The organism is Saccharospirillum salsuginis, from assembly GCF_014651855.1.
In the GTDB taxonomy this organism is placed as follows: domain Bacteria; phylum Pseudomonadota; class Gammaproteobacteria; order Pseudomonadales; family Natronospirillaceae; genus Saccharospirillum; species Saccharospirillum salsuginis.
In genome coordinates this window covers 50896-71807 of sequence record NZ_BMXR01000016.1, presented here as the reverse complement: position 1 = coordinate 71807, position 20912 = coordinate 50896, and the positions used below count along the sequence as shown (strand labels likewise).

Genomic DNA, 20912 nt, shown 5'->3' with positions numbered 1-20912 from the left:
TTTTGGTAGTCTCTCAGCTGAATAATGGGTATCTGACTTTTCGGGCCATTGGTGTGTTTCAGAATGCCGGTCATGTGGTTTAGGGCCGAATATCTTTACACTGGTGGGGTTCTCTACGGCGCTGACCAGTCTGGAAGACGGAATTTTTCAGGCGTCCATGTGGCGAACTGGCGCTATAAATCTACGCGGACAGCCACTATAATGGCCCTATGAAAGCATCACTCGACCATCTGCCCGAGCAGAAACAGCAGGAATTACAACGAGCTATCGAGATCATCCGTGAAGACATCGATCTCGATATGCTTATTCTGTTTGGTAGCTACGCACGGGGTGACTGGGTGGAAGATCTGGACCCGGAAACCCTCCAGTACCGTTACCAGAGTGATTTTGATCTTCTGGTGGTTACGGAAACATCCCGCCAGGCTGAGAGAATCGAGCAAAACAATGCCCTGTCCCGGCGTTTGGCCAAAGCCATTCATAGAACACCCATCAGCTTGATCGCGGAAGATATCCAGTTTATCAATCGTCGGTTAAGGAAAAGTCAATATTTTTATATAGATATCCTGCGAGAAGGTATTCTGCTGTTTGATTCAGGCAGATTTGAGCTGGCGGAGCCCGTTGAAATTACGCCCAAGGAAAGAAAGAATTTAGCGGAAGAGGACTTCAACTACTGGTTCAACAAAGCGGTTCGGCTATTTGGTCTCTATGAGTTTTGCATGTCTCAACAATCGTACAATGAAGCCGCATTTCAGTTACACCAAATAACTGAAAGCCTGTATGGTACGGCTTTGTTGGTCTTCACCCGTTACAAACCCAGCACTCATGACCTTGAATCGCTTGGTCAGCGGGTTGGCAGTATTGAACCCAAATTCTTGTCGATATTTCCCAAAGCCACGAAAGAAGAAAAAGACTGTTTCAAGTTGTTGCGCAAAGCGTATGTTGACGCACGCTATAAACCCAGTTATTCCATCACAAAAGAACAGCTGGAGTGGTTGGCTGAGCGTGTGACTCTGTTAAAAGACCTCACTGAAACACTGTGCCGGGAAAAAATTGAAAGTTACCGATAATACCCAGAACGAATAAACGATTTATTGCACCAGGCTGGCTGGTGCAACGCGACGTTTTTAGCTCTTACAAAATCACACTCGGCACTCCCTCCCCCTACTCTCTCACAAAATATTCTCAACCCAACACATCCTTTAAATACCGGCCGGTGTGCGAGCGCTTACGCTTGGTCAGCGTCGTCGGTGTTCCCTGGGCAATCACCCGGCCGCCGTGCTGGCCGCCTTCCGGACCCATGTCGATCACCCAGTCGGCTTCGGCAATCACGTCCAGGTTGTGCTCGATCACCAGCACGGTATTGCCGGCGTCCACCAGCCGGTGCAACACGCGCAGCAGTTTTTCCACGTCGGCCATGTGCAGGCCGACCGTAGGTTCGTCGAGCACGTAGAGGTTGTGCTGCGGACCTCGACCCCGGGCGTCTTCCGGGGTCATGCGGGCTTTGGCGAGTTCGGCGACGAGTTTGATGCGCTGGGCTTCGCCGCCGCTCAGGGTCGGGCTTTGCTGGCCAAGCGTGAGGTAGCCGAGGCCGACGTCCTGCAGCAGGCGCAGGGCGTGATGCACCTTGTTGACCGGCGCGAAGAAGTCGGCGGCTTCATCGATGTTCATGGCCAGCACTTCGCCGATGTGTTTGCCCTTGTAGGTCACGCTCAGGGTCTCGTCGTTAAAGCGCCAGCCGTGGCAAACGTCGCAGGGCACGCGCACGTCGGGCAGGAAGTTCATTTCGATTTTCTGTTCGCCCTGGCCACCGCAGGCGTCGCAACGGCCGTCGCCGGCGTTGAACGAAAACCGCGCCGGGGTGTAGCCGCGCAGGCGAGCGTCGACGGTGCCGGCGAAGAGCTTGCGGATGCTGTCCCAAATACCGATGTAGGTCGCCGGGCAGGACCGGGGGGTCTTACCGATCGGGGTCTGATCGACCTCGAGAATGCGATCGACCGACTCCCAGCCGTCGATCCGCTCGGCGCCCTGCCACTGGGTTTTACGACGACCTTTCCGGCCCTGGTTCGCCAACGCCTGCTTCAGGTTGGGATAGAGCACGCTCCGCACCAGGGTACTCTTACCGCTTCCGCTGACGCCGGTGATGCCGACCAGTTGGCGCAGCGGGATATCAACATCGATGTGGCGCAGGTTGTGTTGATGCGCTCCTTCGATACGCAGGCTCTCCTTGTCCCACAGGGCGCGCATCTCGGCGTTGCGCAAGTCCGGCATGGGGTGGCGCAGCGGTTGCGAGAGCATCCGGCCGGTAAGGGACTGTTTGCTCGAGAGGACTTTCTTGAGGCTGCCGTGGGCGACGACTTCCCCGCCCTCGACACCGGCGCGCGGGCCCATGTCGATCAGGTGGTCGGCTTCGCGGATGGTGTCTTCATCGTGTTCGACCACGACCACAGTATTGCCCTGCTGTTGCAACTCGCGCAGCGTCTCGATCAGTTTGCGGTTGTCGCGGGTGTGCAGGCCGATGGTCGGCTCGTCCAGCACGTAGCACACCCCTTGCAGGCTGGACCCCAGTTGCGCCGCCAGACGAATCCGCTGAGCTTCGCCGCCGCTCAAGGTGGGGGCGGCGCGGTCGAGGCTCAGGTAGTCGAGACCGACCTTTTGCAGAAAACGCAGGCGGCTGTGCATCTCGGTCAGCAGGTCGCGGGCGATGACCTCTTCGCGCGGTTTTAGGCGGAGCTTGCCGAACCAGGTTTCGGCCTGATCGACGGGCAGCGCCGCCAGTTCGGCGATGGATCGGTCGCGAAAGCGCACCGCCCGGGCCGTAGGGTTCAGTCGCTGACCCTGGCAGTCGGGGCAGGTGCTGTCCACCGCGCTGTCATCCTCGGGTTGCCAGGTATTTTCTTCGCCGGTTTGTTCGTCGTCGAAGCCCTGGATCAATTGACTGGTGCCGTAGCAGGTGCCGCACCAGCCGTGTTTGGAGTTGTAGGAGAACAAACGCGGGTCCAGCTCGTCGAAACCGGTGCCGCAGCTCGGGCAGGCGCGCTGGGTGGAGAACAGCCGCTCGTTTTTGCCGCGAGCTTTACCGGCCTTGCCGGGTGCGACGATGACCAGGCCATTGCCCAGCCCGAGCGCCTGCTCCAGCCCCTCGGCCAGCTCGCGTTCGGTCTCGGGGGAGACCGTAATATCGAGTAAAGGCAGTTCGATGTCGTGCTCCCGGTAACGGTCCAGTTTGGGCCAGTCGTCGGTCGGCTGAAAAACGCCATCGACCCGCAGGTGGCTGTAGCCGCGCCCGGCGGCCCATTCAGCCAGCTCGCGGTAAATGCCTTTGCGCGCCACCACCATGGGCGCCAGCAGGGTGACCGGGCGACCGCGAAAATCTTTCTGGATGCGCGCCCGAATGGCAGCCGGCGTCTGCGGTTCGATGGGCACGTCGCAGTCCGGGCAGTATTGGGTGCCGAGCTTGACGTAGAGCAGGCGCAGGTAATGGTAAATTTCGGTCAGGGTCGCCAGGGTGCTCTTGCGGCCACCGCGACTGGTGCGCTGCTCGATGGCCACGGCCGGGGGAATGCCGTAGATGGCGTCCACATCCGGCCGCGCCGACGGCTGCACGAACTGGCGCGCGTAGGCGTTCAGCGACTCCAGATAGCGGCGCTGGCCTTCGCCGAAAATCAGGTCGAACGCCAGGGTGCTTTTGCCGCTGCCACTGACACCGGAGATCACCGTGAGCTTGTCGCGCGGGATGGTGACATCGATGTTCTTCAGGTTGTGTTCGCGGGCGTGATGCACGCGGATGACGTTGTCGCGGCGCGCTTTGGTTGCGTAGCTGGCGGCGACGTCCGCGACACCCGTGCCCCCTGCCGACAGCGACTGTTCATAGTCTCGCAACGCCTCGGCCGTGTGGCTGTGAGAATGTGCCATCACCTGCTGTGGCGTGCCTTCGGCCAGGAGTTCCCCACCGGCGTCACCGCCTTCCGGGCCGATGTCGATCACCCAGTCCGCACTGCGGATCACGTCCAGGTTGTGTTCGATCACCACCAGCGAATGGCCGGCGGCCTGGAGCTGACGGAACGCCCCCATCAGGGTCGCGATATCGGCGAAATGCAGGCCGGTGGTGGGTTCGTCGAACAGGAAGAGAATGTGGCCGTTGGTTTTGTCTTTGTTTTTGGCTTTGCGTCCGCTCTTCGCCGATGCTTGCGCCAGATGCCCGGCCAGCTTCAGCCGTTGCGCCTCGCCGCCACTCAGGGTCGGCACGGCCTGCCCCAGTTGCACATAGTCCAGGCCGACGTCCGCCAGCGGCTGCAGGCTGCGTCGCACCTCGGGCTGGTCGTGGAAACTGTCCAGCGCCTCGGCGACCGTCAGAGACAGCACATCGGCGATCGACAGAGCCCGGTTGCCCTCGTCCGTCGTCTGCAGCAGCTTCACTTCGAGGATCTCGTCGCGGAAGCGCTTGCCATCGCAGTCCGGGCAGCGCAGATAGACGTCGCTTAAAAACTGCATCTCCACATGCTCGAAACCGTTGCCCTGGCAGGTCGGGCAACGACCCTGGCCGGAGTTGAAACTGAAAGTGCCCGGGGTATACCCCCGCTCTTTCGCCAAGGGTGTGGCGACAAACAGTTTGCGCAGTGCATCGTAGGCGCCGACATAAGTCGCCGGTGTGGAACGGGTGGTTTTGCCGATGGCGCTCTGGTCCACCATCACCACCCGGTCGATGTGGTCGAGCCCTTCGATGCGCTCATGGGCGCCCGGCGCTTCGGTCTGTTCGCCGTGATGCTTGAGAATGGCCGGGTACAGGATCTGACGCATCAGCGTGGATTTGCCGGAGCCGCTGACACCGGTCAGACACACCAGGCGCCCCAGCGGAATGCGCACATCGATGCGCTTCAGGTTGTGTTCGGCGGCGCCGAATACGGTAACAGCCGCGTCCGTCGGTGTGAGGGCGTCGGCGGGCGGGGCTTTGACCTGGTCACGCCCCGTGAGATAGCGGGCCGTGAGGTTGTTCTTTCGCCGGAACAGCGCCTTGGGGGTGCCGAAAAACTCGATGTTTCCTCCGGCTTTGCCGGGGCCGGGGCCAATGTCGAGAATGCGGTCGGCCGCGCGGATCACCTCGGGGTCGTGCTCGACCACCAGCAGTGAATTGCCGGCATCGCGCAGCCGGTGCAGCACCCGGACCAGCCGCTGCAGGTCGCGCGGATGCAGGCCGGTGCTGGGCTCGTCCAGCACAAACAGGGTGTTCACCAGGGAAGTGCCAAGAGCCGTGGTCAGGTTGATGCGCTGCACCTCGCCGCCACTCAGGGTGCGCGACTGACGGTCCAGCGTCAGGTAATCCAACCCCACTTCGCACAAATAGCCCAGGCGCGCACGAATCTCCGTCAACAGCAGTTGGGTGGGTTCGTCGGTATCGGTGCGGGTCAGTTCCTCGAAGAAGTTAGCGCACCGCACCAGCGGCAGTTGCATCACGTCCGCGATGTTCAGACCCGGCAATTTCTGAAACGTGCTGTCCGCCAATTCGGTGCCCGCCGGGACAAAACGCGTCCTGCCCGCCAGGGCCTGCTCGGCGGCTTCAACAGAGCCGACTCGCCACCACAGGGAGGCGGGTTTCAAACGCGCCCCATCGCAACTCGGGCACGGGGTATAGGCCCGGTATTTGGAGAGCAGCACCCGGATGTGCATCTTGTAGGCCTTGCTCTCCAGCCAATTGAAAAATTCCTGCAACCCGTACCAGACGCCCCGGTCCCAATCGCCTTCGCCTTCGATCACCCAGGCTTGCTGGTCGTCGCTGAGCTCGGCCCAGGGGGTCGTCACGGGAATGCCGCGCCGTTTGGCGTAACGGAGCAAATCGCGCTGCACTTCCGCGTAAGCGGGCGTCTGAATCGGTTTGATGGCGCCCTCTTTCAGGCTTTTCCGTTCATCGGGAATCACCAGCCCGTAGTCAACGCCGATGATGCGGCCGAAGCCCCGGCAACTGTCACAGGCACCGATGGGCGAGTTGAATGAGAACTGACTGGGGTTCGGCTCCGGGTAGTCGATGTCGCAATGCGCGCAATGATGGTGGCTGGAAAAACGCTCCACCGACCCGGCTTCGCGCGCATCACTCAGCGGATACACCAACACATGACCCTTGCCGTAGTGCAGCGCGGTCTCGACCGCTTCGGTCAGCCGGCCACGGTTGTCTCCGCTCAGTTTGAGCCGGTCCTGCACCACTTCCACCCGGTCGCCCTCGCGCCGGTGAATGCGGGCGTACCCCTGCTGGGCCAGCAGTTGCATCACCTCGTCGTCGCTCAGTCGTTCCGGCACATGCAGGGGCATGCACACCATCAGCCGTTGCCCGGCGGGCCAGTCGCTGTAGAGCGTCTCCACAACGCTTTGCGAGGTATCCTTGACCACTTCTCGCCCGCAGCCGCGACAGTACAGGTGCGCCAACCGGGCAAAGAGCAGTTTGAGGTAGTCGTTCAGCTCGGTCATCGTGCCCACGGTGGAGCGGGAGGTGCGCACCGTGTTGCTTTGCTCGATGGCGATGGCCGGCGGGATGCCGTCGATGCTGTCGACGGCGGGTTTATCCATCCGGTCCAGAAACTGGCGGGCGTAGGCCGAGAAGGTTTCGACATAGCGGCGCTGCCCTTCGGCGTAGACGGTGTCGAACGCCAGCGTCGACTTGCCCGAACCGCTCACCCCGGTGACCACCACCAACTCTCCGAGCGGAATGTCCAGGTCCAGGTTCTGGAGGTTGTTCTGGCGCGCGCCGCGAATGCGGAGGCTTTCATGGGGCATGAGGTCACCATCGAGTCAGAGGGTTCGGGGGCGAGACACTATAAAGGAGGCAGGGGGTACGACCAAGACGAAGAATTGGATTCGGGTAGGCTTGCCGGGGGCAGAGCCGTACACTTCGACAGTTACGTTTCGGAGTTCGAGCTGGCAGTGAGGCAGTGGCCCGCGCCGGCTGCCGGGGATACCCCTGTGGGGTCGGCGTATATCCATCCATGGAGCCTAGACCGCAGCATCCCTGCTGCGGACTACCCCACAGGGGTATCCCCGGCATCCGCCGCTAGTCAGAGCGGCGAACTCCGAAACTTGAGTTCTAATATACCCACCAGGGGAGATAGTTGATGTACCAGGGATCCTGCCTGTGCGGCGATATCCGCTTTGAGTTCGATCGGTTCGAGGGCGACTTCGTGTACTGCCACTGCCGCAGTTGCCGCAAGGCGAGCGGGTCGGCTTTCGGCGCCAACATCGCCGTGCCGGTCGACGCCTTTCGACTGACCACCGGGGAAGCCTTGCTGGGCACCTACGAGTCCTCGCCCGGCAAGGTGAGGCATTTTTGCAGCCGGTGCGGCTCGCCCCTGTTCAATCGGGTCGAGGGAGCGGAACATCTGCGGGTTCGCCTGGGGTCGGTGGATACCGATATCCGACAAGGCCCGAAGGCACATATCTTCCTGGGTCACAGAGCCGATTGGGATCGACCCAGCGATGATCTGGACGGATATGAGGAATGGCCGGACTTTAGCAAGGTTAAAATCGCGGGAACGACTAAACGAGACTGAGGTTCTCGGCCATGACTTCGCCTTTCGCCAGGGTGGATTGGCGCTCTACCAGTTCCGGCTGGAACCGCAGTTGGGCGGTGTCGCTGGCGCCTTCGCAGAGTTTCAGAGCCAGGCGGGCGGCATCGGCTCCGAAGTCGTCCACGGGCACGCGCACTGTGGTCAGGGCCGGCACGAAGTACGCGGACATCACCACGTCGTCGTAGCCGACCACACTGCACTGCTCCGGTACACGAACGCCTTGCTGGCGCAGGGCATTGATTACACCGATGGCCATCAGGTCGTTGCCGCCGACAACGGCCGTAAACTCGGCCTCGCGGCGCTTGAGCCGGTCGAGCGCCTGGGCACCGCCGGATTCCAGGTAGTCGGATTCCACCACCAGGCTCTCATCGTACGGAACCCCCGCCGTTTCCAGCGCGCGGCGGTAACCGGCCAGGCGGTCCCGGGCGTCGGATTTGTACAGGGGGCCGGTGATGTGCGCGATGCGGGTATGGCCCAGATCGAGCAGATGACGGGTGGCCAGGTAGCCGCCGGCTTCGTTGTCGAGTGATACGCAACGGTCGGCCAGCTCCGGGATCAGGCGGTTGACCAGGATGATCGGCAGTGGGGATTTGTCGCACAACTCGATGATTTCCTCGTCCGGCATCAGGTCGAGGTGCAGGATGAGGGCGTCGCACCGGCGCTTGAGCAGGAACTGAACGGCATCGCGCTCCTCTTCGAGCGTCGAGTGGCCGCTGGTGATGATCAGATGCTTGCCGGCATCGCGAATCACCTGCTCGGCGCGCTGCATCATGGGCCCGAAGAAGGGACCGGACAAATCCCCGACCACCATGCCGATGGTGTTGCTTCGATTCGTGGCCAGGCTGCGGGCGAAGGAGTTCGGCTCGTAACCGAGCTCTTCCATGGATTCAAGCACCCGCAGTCGGGTGGCTTCGGAGACCCATTTATTGCCGTTCACGACCCGACTGACGGTCGCGACCGATACGCCGGCGTGCTTGGAAACTTCCCGTATGGTGGCCATTCGCCCGTTGTCCTCATTGGCAGTGTTACAAAGCGGCAACCGACTACAGTACACCAAAGGCGGTTGCGAATCAGCCTTTCCGGATCGCCGGCCCGGGCATTACTGTAAGCGATTACAGAAAGCATAGCACTTTTCTCGCCGAAATATCGAAACACCTCGCAATCAACGACTATCAACTGCCTCGCTCATGCCTTTTCGTTCCTAAAAACCACCATCCGAGTCCGTACGCTTGAAAAAACATCGGGCATGGGTCACAGTTAACTGTAACCGGTTACAGTTAAACAAGAAGAAACCGCCACCGAGGTAACCCCATGCGACACATACTCTGGCTTACGCTCCTGATTCCGACTCTGGCCCTGGGAGGTCAAAGCCGGGATCTGGTTCTGGTACCCAGCCATACCAACGGCTTTGAACGCAATTTCAATCCGTTCGATTCCGCCATCGGCTCCTTCTACGCCCAGGATTTCATTTACGAACCGCTCTGGGTCTTCAATGTCTGGCATCCCGACCGTCACTACCCTCGTCTGGCCAAGGCCGTGCATCAAAGCGAGGGGCTGACGCGGTTGACCTACACACTGCGCAGCGGCGTGTATTGGTCCGATGGCACCCCCTTCACCGCCGAGGATGTCGTGTTCACCGTCGACTATGCCCGCCGTCATCCGGACTATCCGATCAACCTCGACATCCACGATCCCGAGACGGGCACCGGCCTGGTCAAGAGTGCCCGTGTGGTGGACAACCTGACCGTCGAATTCGAGCTGGCCCGAGCCAACGCGCTCGCCCACCAGCACATCGGCCGGCTGTATCCGTTGCCGCGCCATATCTTCAGCCGGATCGACGACCCGGTAGCCTTCGCCAATACTCACCCGGTGGGCACCGGCCCATTCACCGAAGTCGACCGTTTCAACACCAGCTACTTCAAGGTGTGCCGCAATCCGCACTACTACGAAGCGGACAGACCGGCGGTGGACTGCCTGAAGTATCCGCATTACAGCGGTAACGAATCCCTCTGGGCCGCGGCCCGGCGCGGCATGATCGACTGGATGGGTGAAGGCGTCCGGGACCCGGTTGGTGCCTTTGGCGAGCACACTCCACACAACCGGTACTGGATGGCACCGGGCTCCAACACCAACCTGCAATTGAACACGACACGACCACCACTCGACGACGTGGCCGTTCGCAAGGCCATCAGCCTGGCGATCGATCGCGAGACCCTGTTGACCGAGGATACCTTCGGCCTGACCAGCGCGAGCCCCTATCCGGTCGGTACCGGCCCGTTGTACCAGAGCTGGTACGATGAGACGGCCTTGGCGCCGTTTCGCTATTTGATGCAACAGGATGTCGAGGCCGCGCGTGCGCTACTAGACGGTGCGGGCTATCTCGACCGGGACGGCGACGGCTACCGGGAACAACCGGACGGCACCCCCATTCAACTGGGCCTGGCCGTGCCCTCGGGCTGGACCGACTGGGTGAACAGCCTGTTCACTGTTGCCGCCAACCTTCGCTCGATCGGCCTGAACGCCCGAGTGGAGAGCATGGACGAACAGGCCTGGTACGAACGCATACCGACCGGCAACTATGACATCTACATCATGTGGACCAATCCCGGCCTGAGCCCCTGGCGCACCTATTCGGACCTGTTCAATCCGGACAAGATGAAGCCCGGCAACCTGGACAGCCAGGCCATGCACATGTATCGGGACAAGGACATCGAAGACTGGCTGCACGATTTCGCCCTGATGACGGATGACGCGGAACGCCAGCGCATCATGACGCGTATTCAGACCCGGGTCGCCGAGACCCTGCCGGTGATCACTCTGTTCGCCAATCCAAGCTGGTACCAGTACAACGACGAACGATTCACCGGCTGGGTGACCGAAAGCGATCCCTTTGTGCGCCCCATGGTGCATCGGGGCGTTCCCGAACGGCTGATCCATGTCCTGAATCTGCGCCCGCGTTAGACCATCCCACCTCCTCGGAGTGGCAGTCCCGCCGCTCCTTCTGATCACTTTTTACTCAACGTTATTGCAAAGCCTGTCACATCCAGACTAATATGTAAGCGCTTTCATTGAAAGCAATAAAAATGTAAGCGCTTTCTCAACAATAAAATCAATGAGGCTTGCACATGAACAAATGGCTTCCCGGTGTCCTCGTGACGCTCCTGTTCGGCACGCTCCAGGCCACTGATCTGGTTCTGGTACCCAGTCACACCAACAGTTTCGATCGCAACTTCAACCCCTTCGATGCGACCAACGGCGTGTTCTACGCTCAGGATTTCGTCTACGAACCGCTCTGGGTGTTCAACGTCTGGGACCCGAACAACCACTACCCCCGCCTGGCCCGGGATGTGTCGATCAGCCCCGACCTGACGTCGGTCACCTACCAATTGCGCGCCAGCGTCAGCTGGTCGGACGGGACACCGTTCACAGCCGAGGACGTCGCCTTCACCGTGGACTATGCGCGGCAACACCCGGACTACCCCATCAACCTGAGCCTGTATGATCCGGACACCGGAACCGGCCTGGTCCGCGACGTCGAGGTAATCGACAATCTGACGGTCCGTTTCCATCTGGCGCGTCCCAATGCACTGGCGCATCAGCACATCGGCCGGCTCTATCCGCTGCCGCGCCATATCTTCTCCAAGGTCGGGGATCCGAACGACTTCGCGAACCTGAATCCCGTCGGTACCGGCCCTTTCACCGAAGTGGACGCCTTCAATGTCACCCACTTCAAACTGTGCCGAAACCCGCACTATTACGTTCCGGACAAACCGGCGGTCGATTGTCTGAAATTCCCCCACTTCAGCGGCAATGAAACGCTGTGGGCCGCCGCACGGCGCGGCAAGATCCACTGGATGGGTGAAGGCATCCGGGATCCGGAGGACACGTACGGACAACACAGCGAACACAACCGCTACTGGGTCGCGCCCGGTCCCAACGTCAACCTGCAGCTGAATACCCAACGCGCGCCACTGGACAATGTCGAGGTGCGCCGGGCCATCAGCCAGGCCATCGATCGCGACACACTGCGCCAACGCGATACCTTCGGACTCACGTCGAAAACGCGTTATCCGGTCGGCACCGGACCGCTGTACCAACACTGGTACGACGACAACGCACTCGCGCCCTACCGGGATCTGATGGACTACGACCCGGAAGCCGCCCGCGACCGACTAGATAAGGCCGGCTATCTGGACCGCGATGGCGACGGCTACCGGGAATTGAGCGATGGTACCCCCATCGAGCTGACTCTGGCGGTGCCCTCCGGCTGGACCGACTGGGTCAACAGCCTGTTCACCATCGCCACCAACCTGCGTGACATCGGCATCAAGGCGACGGTGGACAGCATGGACGAGCAGGCCTGGTTCGAACGCATACCGACCGGCGAATTCGACATCTACATCATGTGGGTCAACACCGGACTAACGCCCTGGCGGACCTATTCGGAAATGTTCAATCCGGACGACATGACCCCCGGCACCCTGACCAACCAGGCCATGCACATGCACCGCGACCGGGACATCGAAACCTGGCTGGACGACTTCGCCCTGACCACGGACGCGGAGGAGCAACAGCGCATCCTCACCCGCATCCAGACCCGGGTGGCGGAAACGCTGCCGGTGATCAGCCTGTTCGCCAACCCGATCTGGTATCAGTACAACGATGCGGAGTTCACCGGCTGGGTCGACGAGGACAACCCTTACATTCGCCCCATGGTGTATCAGGGGATCCCCGAGCGCCTGATCCACGTGCTGAATCTGCGCCCGCGCTGATCAGGTGATCTGGTAGCGGCCGGGCTTGTGATTCAGGGCGATCACCAGGTTCAGCGCCAGGGCGCCCAGCACGGACAACGCCAACACGACCAGCGGCACCAGGAAGAAGCCGATGCAGACAATGGCCACGTCCACACCCATCTGCACCCGGCCGGCGCTGAGCTTGAAGCGATCCTGTAGATAGAGGGCAAGGATGCCGACCCCGCCCAGGCTGGAGACATGCCGAAACAGGATCAGCATGCCGGTGCCGATCATAAAGCCGCCCATGATGGCGGCGAATACCGGATGGACCGGGCCCAGGGAAATCACCCGGTGCAGGTTGTCGGCCAATACCGAGACCGAGGCGACCGAAATGAAGGTGTTGATCGTGAACCGCCACCCCATTCGCCGGATAGCCAGCCAATAGAATGGCAGGTTGATGACGAAGAAAACCTGGCCAAAGGAGAAATCGCTGACTTTCGTGATGATCAGCGCCAACCCGGCCGTGCCACCGGTCAAAAACCCCTGATCCTTGAACAACAACAGGCCGAAGGACACGAACAAGGCCCCGGTCAACAGGGCGAACAGGTCTTCGGGAATGGAATGGGTGCTTTTCTGTTTCAACGGAACGGGCTCCCGCTACTGCTAAAGGGCGGCGCATCTTAACAGCGCCGCCCGCAAAGGAAAGTGCTCCGGATCAAAGCTGTGGCAAGATATCATGCCGGGGTGTCAATCACTCTGCGAAGGCCACCGCGTAGATCGGTGGCATGTGGGTGCTCACCGATTGCCACCTCGACCCGCCATCATCGCTGAACCAGACATTGCCGGTGGTCGACCCCATGACCAGGCGATCGCCGGTATCGTCCACCGCCAGCCCATGGCGATAGACCAGGTCGAAACAGGCCTCTTGCGGCAGCCCCTCGCGTTGAGCGGTGAAGCGCTTGCCGGCGTCGTTGGTACGGTTCACCAGCATGGCCAGGTCCACCGGATAGCGGAATTCGTCCTTCTTGCCGGGCACGAACCAGGCCCGGTCCGGGTCGGTCGGGTGCACGGCCACGGCGAAACCAAAGGCACTGGGTTCGGGTTCGAGTTCGGTGAAGGTCTCCGCGCCGTCGCTGGAGACGAAAACGCCGTTGTGATGCTGCACCCAGACACGGTTCGGGTCTGTCGGCGAGACCACCAGACGGTGCACGTCCTGGATCGCCTTGTTGAACTGCATATCCTCCGGCATGAAGGCTGCGCGCAGCCCTTCGCCCACCAGCGTCCAACTGTCGCCACCGTCGTGGCTTTTCCAGACTCCGCCGCAACTCACGCCCACCGTCAGATGGTTCGAGTCCTGCGGGTGAATGGCCACGGAATGGATGCCCGGCTGATCGTAACCGCCGCCGAACCAGCCCTTGCGTTCCGGCACCGACCAGAGCGCCTCGTTCAGCACCCAGCTGTCGCCGTAGTCGTCGGAGCGGAACAATCCGCCCGGTATGGTGCCGGCCCAGAGCCGACCCGGCACCTTGGGATCGACCTCCAGACACCAGATCTGTTGCAGCGTCCAGGTATTGGGGTCGTCCGGATCCTCGGGTTTTTCCGGATAGGCGGGCACGGCGATTTCCCGCCAGGTCCGCCCCCGGTCTTCGGAGCGGTGCAGCTTGGTCCCGAAATGGCCGAGATTCAGCGCCGCCCACCAGCGGCCCTCGGCATCCGTCGCCGTCACCGACACCGGATCGCCGATAAAATGCGTCTTGTCATAGTGCAGACCACCATCGCGACCGGACAACTCAACCAGCCCCTTGCGTGTCGACAACAGCACCCTGTTCATGGCATCACCCTCCCGATAGCGCTTGCATCACATGCAAGCGACTGCCTGAATTCAGCCGCTGCCGCGCCGGCAGGGCCCCTTGAACCAACTGCTGATCGATGGCGAGCATCACATGCTTGCGCAGCTCGCCCTGCTCGGTCAGTACGTAATCCTTCAGCGCCGGGTACACCTCGAACACCCGCTCCAGCACCTCGGCCAGCGTCCCGTCGGCCACCTGCAACGCATGGCATTCCACATGCCGCTGCAGATTCTGGGTAAAACTGACCTCAACCATGCTGCCTCCCCGGGGATGGGTACGCCCCTGTTAGCCGGCCGGTGTGATGCGCTGAGTGTAGATCGAAAAATCCGGCTTCGCGGGCCGATATTCGCCATGCAACAACGGCGACTGGATCATGTAATCGGCGCTGGCGCGGTTGCAGGCCACCGGAATGTTGTACAGCGCCGCAATGCGCAGCAGTGCCTTGATGTCCGGATCGTGCGGCTGCGGCTCCAGTGGGTCCCAAAAGAAAATCAGCAGATCGATATGACCCTCCGCGATCTTCGCCCCAATCTGCTGGTCACCGCCCAGCGGGCCGCTCAACAGCTTGTTCACCGACCGGTTCAAGCCCTTCTCGATCAACTTGCCGGTCGTCCCGGTCGCATAGATGCCCAGCGTTTCGAACAGAGACTGATTCTCCTTCGCCCAGGCCACCAGCTCCTGCTTCTTGTTGTCGTGCGCCACCAGGGCGACACTGCGTTGCTTTTCGCTCATCAATATCCTCGGGACTTATCCAAACGTGCCTCGACTTTATACCACAGACGCACCCCGATGATCGCCAGGCCAATGCCCAGGGCATTGGCGAAGCCATCGGCCAGGCTGAACATCCGGTAGCCCGTCATACCCTGCAGCAGCTCGATCAAGAAGCTGTAGCCCAGCAACACCGAGAACAACCAGTTCTGGTACCGCCAACCGAGCCCGGCGAGCACGCTCAGTGCGCCCCAGGCCAGTAGATGATTCAGTTTATCGTTCGGCGCCATGTCCGGGTGATCGACCGGGATCAGCGACAGCACGGTGACGCTGATCAACGCTATCCAGAAAAGTAGTCGAATGACGAATCGCTTTTTCAACATCGGGTCCTTGTTTTTTTGGGGATTGATTGAAATGGTACCGCGTTCAGCTGGAGAGTGCCCAAGCTTGTGAGGGGGATTTTCATTCGTAGGGTGGGCACTGCCCACCAGGGGAGAACAACGAACCAGGGACTGAATCCACAGCCCCCTTCGATTACACGAGACAGTGGCGCGTTACCGAGGCAAATATTCCTTCCATTGGTGGGCGGTGCCCACCCTACGGGCTAGCCTAGGGAGGACAACGAACCAGCGACTGAATCCACAGCCACCCATTCGATTACCGGGGCAGTGGAACATTTCCGATGCGATTTATCCTTCCATTGGTGGGCGGTGCCCACCCTACGGTCCGAGCCGGAATAGCATCCTCACTCCAATGCAATCGTCGGATTACGCCTTGCGGCTAATCCGACCTACGGGCTATGCTGCCAAGACCTCCATCGTTGTAACGCTGTCGATGCGATCCAAACCCGCACATTTCCTGTTCCGTAACGCCCTGCGCTGGAGCGCCTTGATCATCGGCCTGTTGATCACACTGTCGCTGGCCGGCTACCACCTTTACTACGCCCGGGGCGACCAGAGCTCCGTCATCAAGCGGCTCGACTATCTGTTGTACGACTGGCGCTTCAACCTGCTGCACGAAGAACAACGCTTTGAGCGGGCCGATGCCAACATCCTGATCGTCGACATCGACGAACGCAGCCTCAACACCGTGGGCCGCTGGCCCTGGCCCCGGGACAAACTCGCCGCCCTCACCCAGGCGCTGACCGAAGCCGGCGCCGTCGTCGTCGCCTTCGACATCATGATGACCGAGCCGCAACCCAACCCGACCCGGGACCTGCAACAACGCGCCCGCCAAAACGGTCAGCATAACCTGGCCGACGCCATGGAAGAGTTTGTTCCGGCCACCGAATTCGACCGTATTCTGGCCGACAGCTTTTGCTGCATAGACGTCGTCATGCCCTTGCTGTTTCAGGACGACCCCGGCATTCGCGTCGGGCAGTTGCCGCAGCCGATTCTCTCGTTGACGCCGGAACAGGACAAGCGCCTGCGTGTCGTCCACGCCAACGGCTACACCGCCAGCGTCCCGATCCTGCAGGAAGCGGCCATCACCGCCGGCTCCATCGCGCCCAAGATCGACGGGGACGGCACCTTGCGCAGCGTCCCCCTGGTCACCCGTTTCGAAGGAGACCTTTACCCGTCGCTGGCTCTGGCCACCGGCATGGCCTACTACTTTCTTGACGCCATCGAGCTGAAGACGGCCCGCTTCAACAGCGCCATCGACGTTATCGAGGGCATTCAGTTCGCCGACCAGTTCATCCGCACCGACGACGCCGGGCGGGTGCTGGTGCCCTACCTCGGGCCCCAGGGGCAGTTTCCCTATATCTCCGCCACCGATGTCCTTGAAGGCCGGATCGACCCCGCCCGCTTCGAAAATGGACTGGTCTTCGTCGGCACCTCGGCCATTGGTCTGTCCGACCTGCGCAGCACCCCGGTCGGGCCCCAGTTCCCGGGGGTCGAAGTGCACGCCACCCTGTTGAACGGTCTGTTGACCGGTGACTTTCCCTACACGCCGGTTTCGGCCCACACCATCATCGCGTCCCTGCTGCTGGTGCTGGGCGTCGTCTTTTCCATCATATCCAGCCGTCTCGGGCCGATCGGCCTGGTAACCGCCACCGGGGTTTTGCTCGGCGCCCTGGTGAGCATCAATTTCTATTTCTGGGCCGAACAGAACGCCGCCCTGCCGCTCGCCAGCAGCATTCTGCTGACGCTCGCGCTCGGTGGCCTGCACCTGCTCGAAGGCTTTATTTCCGAGCGTCGCAACAAACAGCACATCGCCAACGTCTTTGGCCAGTATGTGCCCAAGGCGCACATCGACCATATGCTGAACGACCCGGACGCCTATGGCTTCGAGGGCGAGAACCGGGACATGACGGTGCTGTTCTCGGACGTCCGCTCCTTCACCACCATTTCCGAATCGCTGTCGGCGACCGAACTGAAAGACCTGCTCAACCGCTACTTCACGCCGATCACCGAAGTGATCTTCAACCACCAGGGCACCATCGACAAATACGTCGGCGATATGGTTATGGCGTTCTGGGGGGCGCCACTGGAAGACCCGGACCATGCCCTGCACGCGCTGGAAGCGGCGGACGAGATGATCAAAACGCTGGACCGGCTCAACCCCGAATTGGCCGAACTCGGCTACCCCGCCATCGACGTCGGCATCGGTCTCAACACCGGCCCGATGAACGTCGGCGACATGGGCTCGAACTTCCGCCGCGCCTACACCGTACTCGGCGATGCCGTGAACCTGGGCTCGCGTCTGGAAAGCCTGACGAAGTTTTATGGCGTGAAGATACTGGTTGGCCCGGATACCCGCGCCCGAATCGACGGCTGGGTGTTCAGGCCCGTGGATCGAATCCGGGTGAAAGGCAAACAGGAACCGGTGGCTGTGTTCGAACCGCTGGGCCGCGTCGAAGAGGTGGACGATCACTGGTTCGATGAACTGTCGCGCCTGGAAACCGCCTACCGGTTTTACCTGAACCAGGAATGGGAGTCGGCCCGGGAAGTCTTCGAGCAGCTGGCCAAGCACAGCAAACGCCCCAAACTGTATCGGGTCTATCTGGAGCGGATTATCGAATTGAGATCTCAGGCCCTACCGGAAGGCTGGGATGGTACTTATACGCACACATCCAAATAGTCCGGCGGTGCGCACAAACCAGGAGCTGATTTGATGAACGGACTGATCCGGTTTTATCAGAGGGCATCGAACTGGAAAACCATTCTCGCGGCGTTTATCGCAACAGCGGCGCTGTACACACTGTTCGGTCTGGCGATCGTTCCGAGACTGCTCGAACTCACCGGCGGCTATCAGGCGCCGGATATCATTCCTTTCTACACGCTGAGCGACCTGCGGACATTTCTGGCGTCCGCCCGGCCGGAAGGACTCGCATTCTATGCGACCCGGTTCTTTCCGGTGGATCTGGTTTTTCCGTTGTCACTGGCCACCTTCTTCTGCCTGACTCTGGCCTTTTTGACCCGGCGATTGTTCAGTGAACGCAGTCGCTGGCACGCCTGGGTGCTGTTCCCGTGGATCGGGACCATAGCGGATTACGGCGAAAATGTCGGACTGGTCCTGGCCATCCGTTTCCCGGACGCGGCTTCGGACGGTTTCCTGCTGGCGGTTACCTGGGCGTCGCGCATCAAGCTGGTGTTCGGGGCAGGCAACCTGGTGCTTGTGGCCGGCTTTGCGCTGGCCTGGACCATTCGTGCGATGAACTCACCCAAACTTAAGGCTTTTGATCGTACAAGGGCCGGAAGCAATACTCATGATAAAAAGCTTTAATGTAGCAGCCAACTTTTCACTTTTCGAACACTTATACCTCGACCAGATGCTGACTCACTCGCAGATAAATTACGTTGATGGGTTACGCAAAACCTCACCCATCCTACTGAGTGCAAGGCACCACCGCCCGTTCAACGGCATCGCGCAGTTCCAGCAGCAGCGTATGCATGTTCTTGGCCCAGCGCTGCCCGTCCTCCTCATGGGCGTAGGTCAGTTCACGCAGATGGTGAGCGTTGCACAGCGCATGAAGGCAGGCATAGGTGTAATAGGGTTTCCAATGATCGTGCACCAGCGTGCGCTTGTACACCGGCAGCACGCCCATGGCGTTCATCGCCTCGGTGCCGCGCTTCGGCGACAGACTGAACAAGGTGCACTTTGGGGCGGACAGGACATGGAGCCATTGGCGTTTGCCATCGACATTGAGCCCGGTTTCGTCGGCGTGAAGCAAGGGTTCGGCGGTCAACCATTCCCTGGCCAGCCCTTCGAAGGGAGCCAGGCGTGAACAGGCATCGCGATTGAAGTTGACGAGACTGCCGGCACTCAAAGGGATGCCATACTGGTCGGTGAACATGGATTGTATCCGCTCATAGGGCAGCAACTGGAACATCGACAGATAGACGGCATGAGCCTTGACCGTAGAGCCATATTGGACCGGCCGAGTCACGCCGTCCGGGAACTCGGCGACACGACGCTGCCCGTGTTCATTTTTCAGTATCTGGGCGCGGTACTCGATGACATGACGATGGATTTTCAGGTCGATAACCTGACGGCATTCATGGCCTACCACACGCCAGTTACCGCGTGGCAGGGTACGGCGGTCCAGCTTGAGCGTATCGATCTGATCGGGGTTATCGACGGTACTGAGGGTGATGCCCTTGCGTCCGGGCTGGCCTCCGGCCTTGCGTTTGGCCGAAGATTTTCTGGCTCTCGGCCGGTTCTGATCCTGAGAGGGTGGAATGCTGCTGTTACGGCTGTTCATTCCGGACTTCGCCATCAGCAGTTTGATGACGAGAAGCAACACAGACATCACAGCGCGAACGGGAGGCGTAATCTGTTTATCGTTTTTCCGCAGTTTTTCCGCAGTTTTTCCGCATCTGCGATAGCGGCGTTGATGTCGATATTCTCTAACGTCATTGACGGCTGGGTCGGTGGCTTGGTTGGCTCTATTGTCTCATGGAATTTTCAGGACGAATTTTTCCTTCTGAGTGGGATTCTGAGGCGTTTTCTTCTTTTGGATCCGCCTGGGGACGGGCTTCGAGAGAACGTTGCCTAGGTAAGCTGACAGGGGCTTGGTTGATTGGATTATGGAGGTGCAGCAAGGGTGGGCGAAAATGTCTGTTTTTTGGGAAAAACCCTGTCAAGCTCTTTTTTCAAGAATTTGAACTGAATAGTTACAATCCCTTTTAAATAGCAACTCATTGCATTTACCCCTCTAATGGTGTGTATTCTACATTAGTTGCTGGCAGTGAAAGCGACGTTAAGTAGTCCATACAGTCCGTGAGACCGTTGCCGTCTGAATCCTGCGTTGCACTCAGGAATTGTGTATCCCTTACGCAGATTGAACGCGTACCCAGTTGGCCACCTTCCAAGCTGCTCCATGTCGTTGATATCTGAGATTCAATGATGTCAGGTTGTATCGCGAAGATCGAGTTATCGTTGACAAACCACCACACTCCGGTTGTTGACGCATACACTTTTGTGTCCGTACTGACATAGGAGCTTTGAATCGTACGTCGAACATTGCCATCGAAGTCGAGCTCAATGATTCGATTGGATGAAGAAAACAGAAAATCCTCTTTCCCAGGATCCATTATATACCCAGATTAGGGTTCTTTCACAAAAAAGGAACAGATATCTATTGCTGCACAAATTATTTCCGCATTGGAACTAAAGCCTAAAACAAAGCCTAAACCAGCCACATCTTCTTCGGGATACGAAGGATTTCCAAAACCAACAAACGAGAACTCTATTTCTTGACCAATAAGTTTTTCATACTTAACTATAGGCTCGGTTTGATCGGACCGCTTACCGATAAGCATCGAACTTCCATCCTCTACTCTCACTACCACCCCGTACTTAACCCTTTCCCATGATTCGAACGGTCGATCAATATCGAAGCCATATTCTTGATATACATACTTCACAACAGCATAATAATACAATTGGTCAGACAACTCGTCCCACTCATCACCTCCCTTATAATACCCTATATTAGAGAGCCCTTTCTCAATAGAAAGTAACATTTTATGAAAGTTTAAAATCACTTTAGCAATATCTATCATCCCTGCTGTCCAGTTAAAAATCGGCTGATCTGAAGGGGAGCTCGGCCCCGTGGGCATGGGGTA

General features: G+C 59.7%; 15 protein-coding genes and 1 pseudogene. 6 read left to right on the top strand and 10 right to left on the bottom strand.

Going from position 1 to position 20912, the window contains the following annotated elements; translation table 11 throughout:
- Positions 1-209: 209 nt before the first annotated feature.
- Entirely contained in the window at positions 210-1067 is an 858-nt protein-coding gene (locus IE111_RS22520) for a HEPN domain-containing protein (protein WP_189613151.1), read from the top strand.
- 115 nt (positions 1068-1182) lie between these two features.
- On the opposite strand, the gene uvrA (IE111_RS24860) is transcribed toward IE111_RS22520, so the two are convergent.
- The gene (gene uvrA / locus IE111_RS24860) at positions 1183-3912 is read right to left on the bottom strand and encodes an excinuclease ABC subunit UvrA (protein ID WP_444544507.1); all 2730 of its coding nucleotides are present in this window, start codon (positions 3910-3912) and stop codon (positions 1183-1185) included.
- 60 nt (positions 3913-3972) lie between these two features.
- Positions 3973-6762: pseudogene (gene uvrA / locus IE111_RS24855) on the bottom strand (excinuclease ABC subunit UvrA); the annotation flags it as partial.
- A gap of 335 nt (positions 6763-7097) precedes the next feature.
- On the opposite strand from uvrA (IE111_RS24855), the gene IE111_RS22510 reads away from it, so the two are divergent.
- Positions 7098-7532 (top strand): GFA family protein, encoded by a 435-nt coding sequence (locus IE111_RS22510; protein ID WP_189613147.1) that lies wholly within the window; start codon positions 7098-7100, stop codon positions 7530-7532.
- Here IE111_RS22510 and IE111_RS22505 read toward each other — a convergent pair.
- Positions 7519-8550: a LacI family DNA-binding transcriptional regulator gene (locus IE111_RS22505; protein ID WP_189613145.1), complete on the bottom strand. Its 1032-nt coding sequence runs from the start codon at positions 8548-8550 to the stop codon at positions 7519-7521. The two genes, IE111_RS22510 and IE111_RS22505, sit on opposite strands and share 14 nt — an antisense overlap.
- Before the next feature lie 311 nt (positions 8551-8861).
- Between IE111_RS22505 and IE111_RS22500 the strand changes: the two genes are divergently transcribed.
- Both IE111_RS22500 and IE111_RS22495 read left to right on the top strand, forming a co-directional pair.
- Positions 8862-10511 (top strand): ABC transporter substrate-binding protein, encoded by a 1650-nt coding sequence (locus IE111_RS22500; protein WP_189613142.1) that lies wholly within the window; start codon positions 8862-8864, stop codon positions 10509-10511.
- A 164-nt stretch (positions 10512-10675) separates the two neighbouring features.
- On the top strand, positions 10676-12322 hold the full coding sequence (locus IE111_RS22495) for an ABC transporter substrate-binding protein (protein WP_189613140.1): 1647 nt from the start codon (positions 10676-10678) through the stop codon (positions 12320-12322).
- Here the strand turns inward: IE111_RS22495 and IE111_RS22490 are convergent, their stop codons facing one another.
- The 5 genes from IE111_RS22490 to IE111_RS22470 all read right to left on the bottom strand — a co-directional run bounded on the left by IE111_RS22490 (position 12323) and on the right by IE111_RS22470 (position 15224).
- Positions 12323-12925, bottom strand: a complete 603-nt coding sequence (locus IE111_RS22490) for a YitT family protein (RefSeq protein ID WP_189613138.1) — start codon at positions 12923-12925, stop codon at positions 12323-12325. It lies immediately after the preceding gene.
- Positions 12926-13034: 109 nt separating this feature from the next.
- Positions 13035-14114, bottom strand: coding sequence for a WD40/YVTN/BNR-like repeat-containing protein (locus IE111_RS22485; RefSeq protein WP_189613136.1), 1080 nt, complete (start codon positions 14112-14114; stop codon positions 13035-13037).
- Positions 14115-14118: 4 nt separating this feature from the next.
- Positions 14119-14388 (bottom strand): MoaD/ThiS family protein, encoded by a 270-nt coding sequence (locus IE111_RS22480; RefSeq protein ID WP_189613134.1) that lies wholly within the window; start codon positions 14386-14388, stop codon positions 14119-14121.
- A 30-nt stretch (positions 14389-14418) separates the two neighbouring features.
- Positions 14419-14865, bottom strand: coding sequence for a methylglyoxal synthase (locus IE111_RS22475; RefSeq protein ID WP_189613133.1), 447 nt, complete (start codon positions 14863-14865; stop codon positions 14419-14421).
- Positions 14865-15224, bottom strand: a complete 360-nt coding sequence (locus IE111_RS22470; protein ID WP_189613131.1) for a VanZ family protein — start codon at positions 15222-15224, stop codon at positions 14865-14867. Before IE111_RS22470 ends, IE111_RS22475 begins: the two co-directional genes overlap by 1 nt.
- Positions 15225-15675: 451 nt before the next feature.
- Here IE111_RS22470 and IE111_RS22465 point away from each other — a divergent pair, with 451 nt between their 5' ends.
- Together IE111_RS22465 and IE111_RS22460 are read left to right on the top strand one after the other, a co-directional pair.
- A complete protein-coding gene (locus tag IE111_RS22465) occupies positions 15676-17922 on the top strand; it encodes a CHASE2 domain-containing protein (RefSeq protein ID WP_189613129.1) in 2247 nt (748 codons plus the stop codon).
- A gap of 33 nt (positions 17923-17955) precedes the next feature.
- Positions 17956-18567 (top strand): hypothetical protein, encoded by a 612-nt coding sequence (locus IE111_RS22460; protein ID WP_189613127.1) that lies wholly within the window; start codon positions 17956-17958, stop codon positions 18565-18567.
- Positions 18568-18670: 103 nt separating this feature from the next.
- Here the strand turns inward: IE111_RS22460 and tnpC are convergent, their stop codons facing one another.
- Both tnpC and IE111_RS22450 read right to left on the bottom strand, forming a co-directional pair.
- On the bottom strand, positions 18671-19546 hold the full coding sequence (gene tnpC / locus IE111_RS22455; protein ID WP_194523977.1) for an IS66 family transposase: 876 nt from the start codon (positions 19544-19546) through the stop codon (positions 18671-18673).
- Between the two features lie 844 nt (positions 19547-20390).
- Entirely contained in the window at positions 20391-20849 is a 459-nt protein-coding gene (locus IE111_RS22450; protein WP_189613122.1) for a hypothetical protein, read from the bottom strand.
- Positions 20850-20912: the final 63 nt, after the last annotated feature.

What these genes read in the sequence shown, in the direction of transcription:
- IE111_RS22520 (WP_189613151.1), top strand. Translation starts at nt 210, where the DNA reads ATGAAAGCATCACTCGACCATCTGCCCGAGCAGAAACAGCAGGAATTA.
- IE111_RS22460 (WP_189613127.1), top strand. Translation starts at nt 17,956, where the DNA reads ATGAACGGACTGATCCGGTTTTATCAGAGGGCATCGAACTGGAAAACC.
- IE111_RS22480 (WP_189613134.1), bottom strand. Translation starts at nt 14,388, where the DNA reads ATGGTTGAGGTCAGTTTTACCCAGAATCTGCAGCGGCATGTGGAATGC.
- IE111_RS22465 (WP_189613129.1), top strand. Translation starts at nt 15,676, where the DNA reads ATGCGATCCAAACCCGCACATTTCCTGTTCCGTAACGCCCTGCGCTGG.
- IE111_RS22470 (WP_189613131.1), bottom strand. Translation starts at nt 15,224, where the DNA reads ATGTTGAAAAAGCGATTCGTCATTCGACTACTTTTCTGGATAGCGTTG.
- IE111_RS22505 (WP_189613145.1), bottom strand. Translation starts at nt 8,550, where the DNA reads ATGGCCACCATACGGGAAGTTTCCAAGCACGCCGGCGTATCGGTCGCG.
- IE111_RS22495 (WP_189613140.1), top strand. Translation starts at nt 10,676, where the DNA reads ATGAACAAATGGCTTCCCGGTGTCCTCGTGACGCTCCTGTTCGGCACG.
- IE111_RS22510 (WP_189613147.1), top strand. Translation starts at nt 7,098, where the DNA reads ATGTACCAGGGATCCTGCCTGTGCGGCGATATCCGCTTTGAGTTCGAT.
- uvrA (WP_444544507.1), bottom strand. Translation starts at nt 3,912, where the DNA reads ATGGCACATTCTCACAGCCACACGGCCGAGGCGTTGCGAGACTATGAA.
- IE111_RS22500 (WP_189613142.1), top strand. Translation starts at nt 8,862, where the DNA reads ATGCGACACATACTCTGGCTTACGCTCCTGATTCCGACTCTGGCCCTG.
- IE111_RS22475 (WP_189613133.1), bottom strand. Translation starts at nt 14,865, where the DNA reads ATGAGCGAAAAGCAACGCAGTGTCGCCCTGGTGGCGCACGACAACAAG.
- IE111_RS22450 (WP_189613122.1), bottom strand. Translation starts at nt 20,849, where the DNA reads ATGATAGATATTGCTAAAGTGATTTTAAACTTTCATAAAATGTTACTT.
- IE111_RS22485 (WP_189613136.1), bottom strand. Translation starts at nt 14,114, where the DNA reads ATGAACAGGGTGCTGTTGTCGACACGCAAGGGGCTGGTTGAGTTGTCC.
- tnpC (WP_194523977.1), bottom strand. Translation starts at nt 19,546, where the DNA reads ATGAACAGCCGTAACAGCAGCATTCCACCCTCTCAGGATCAGAACCGG.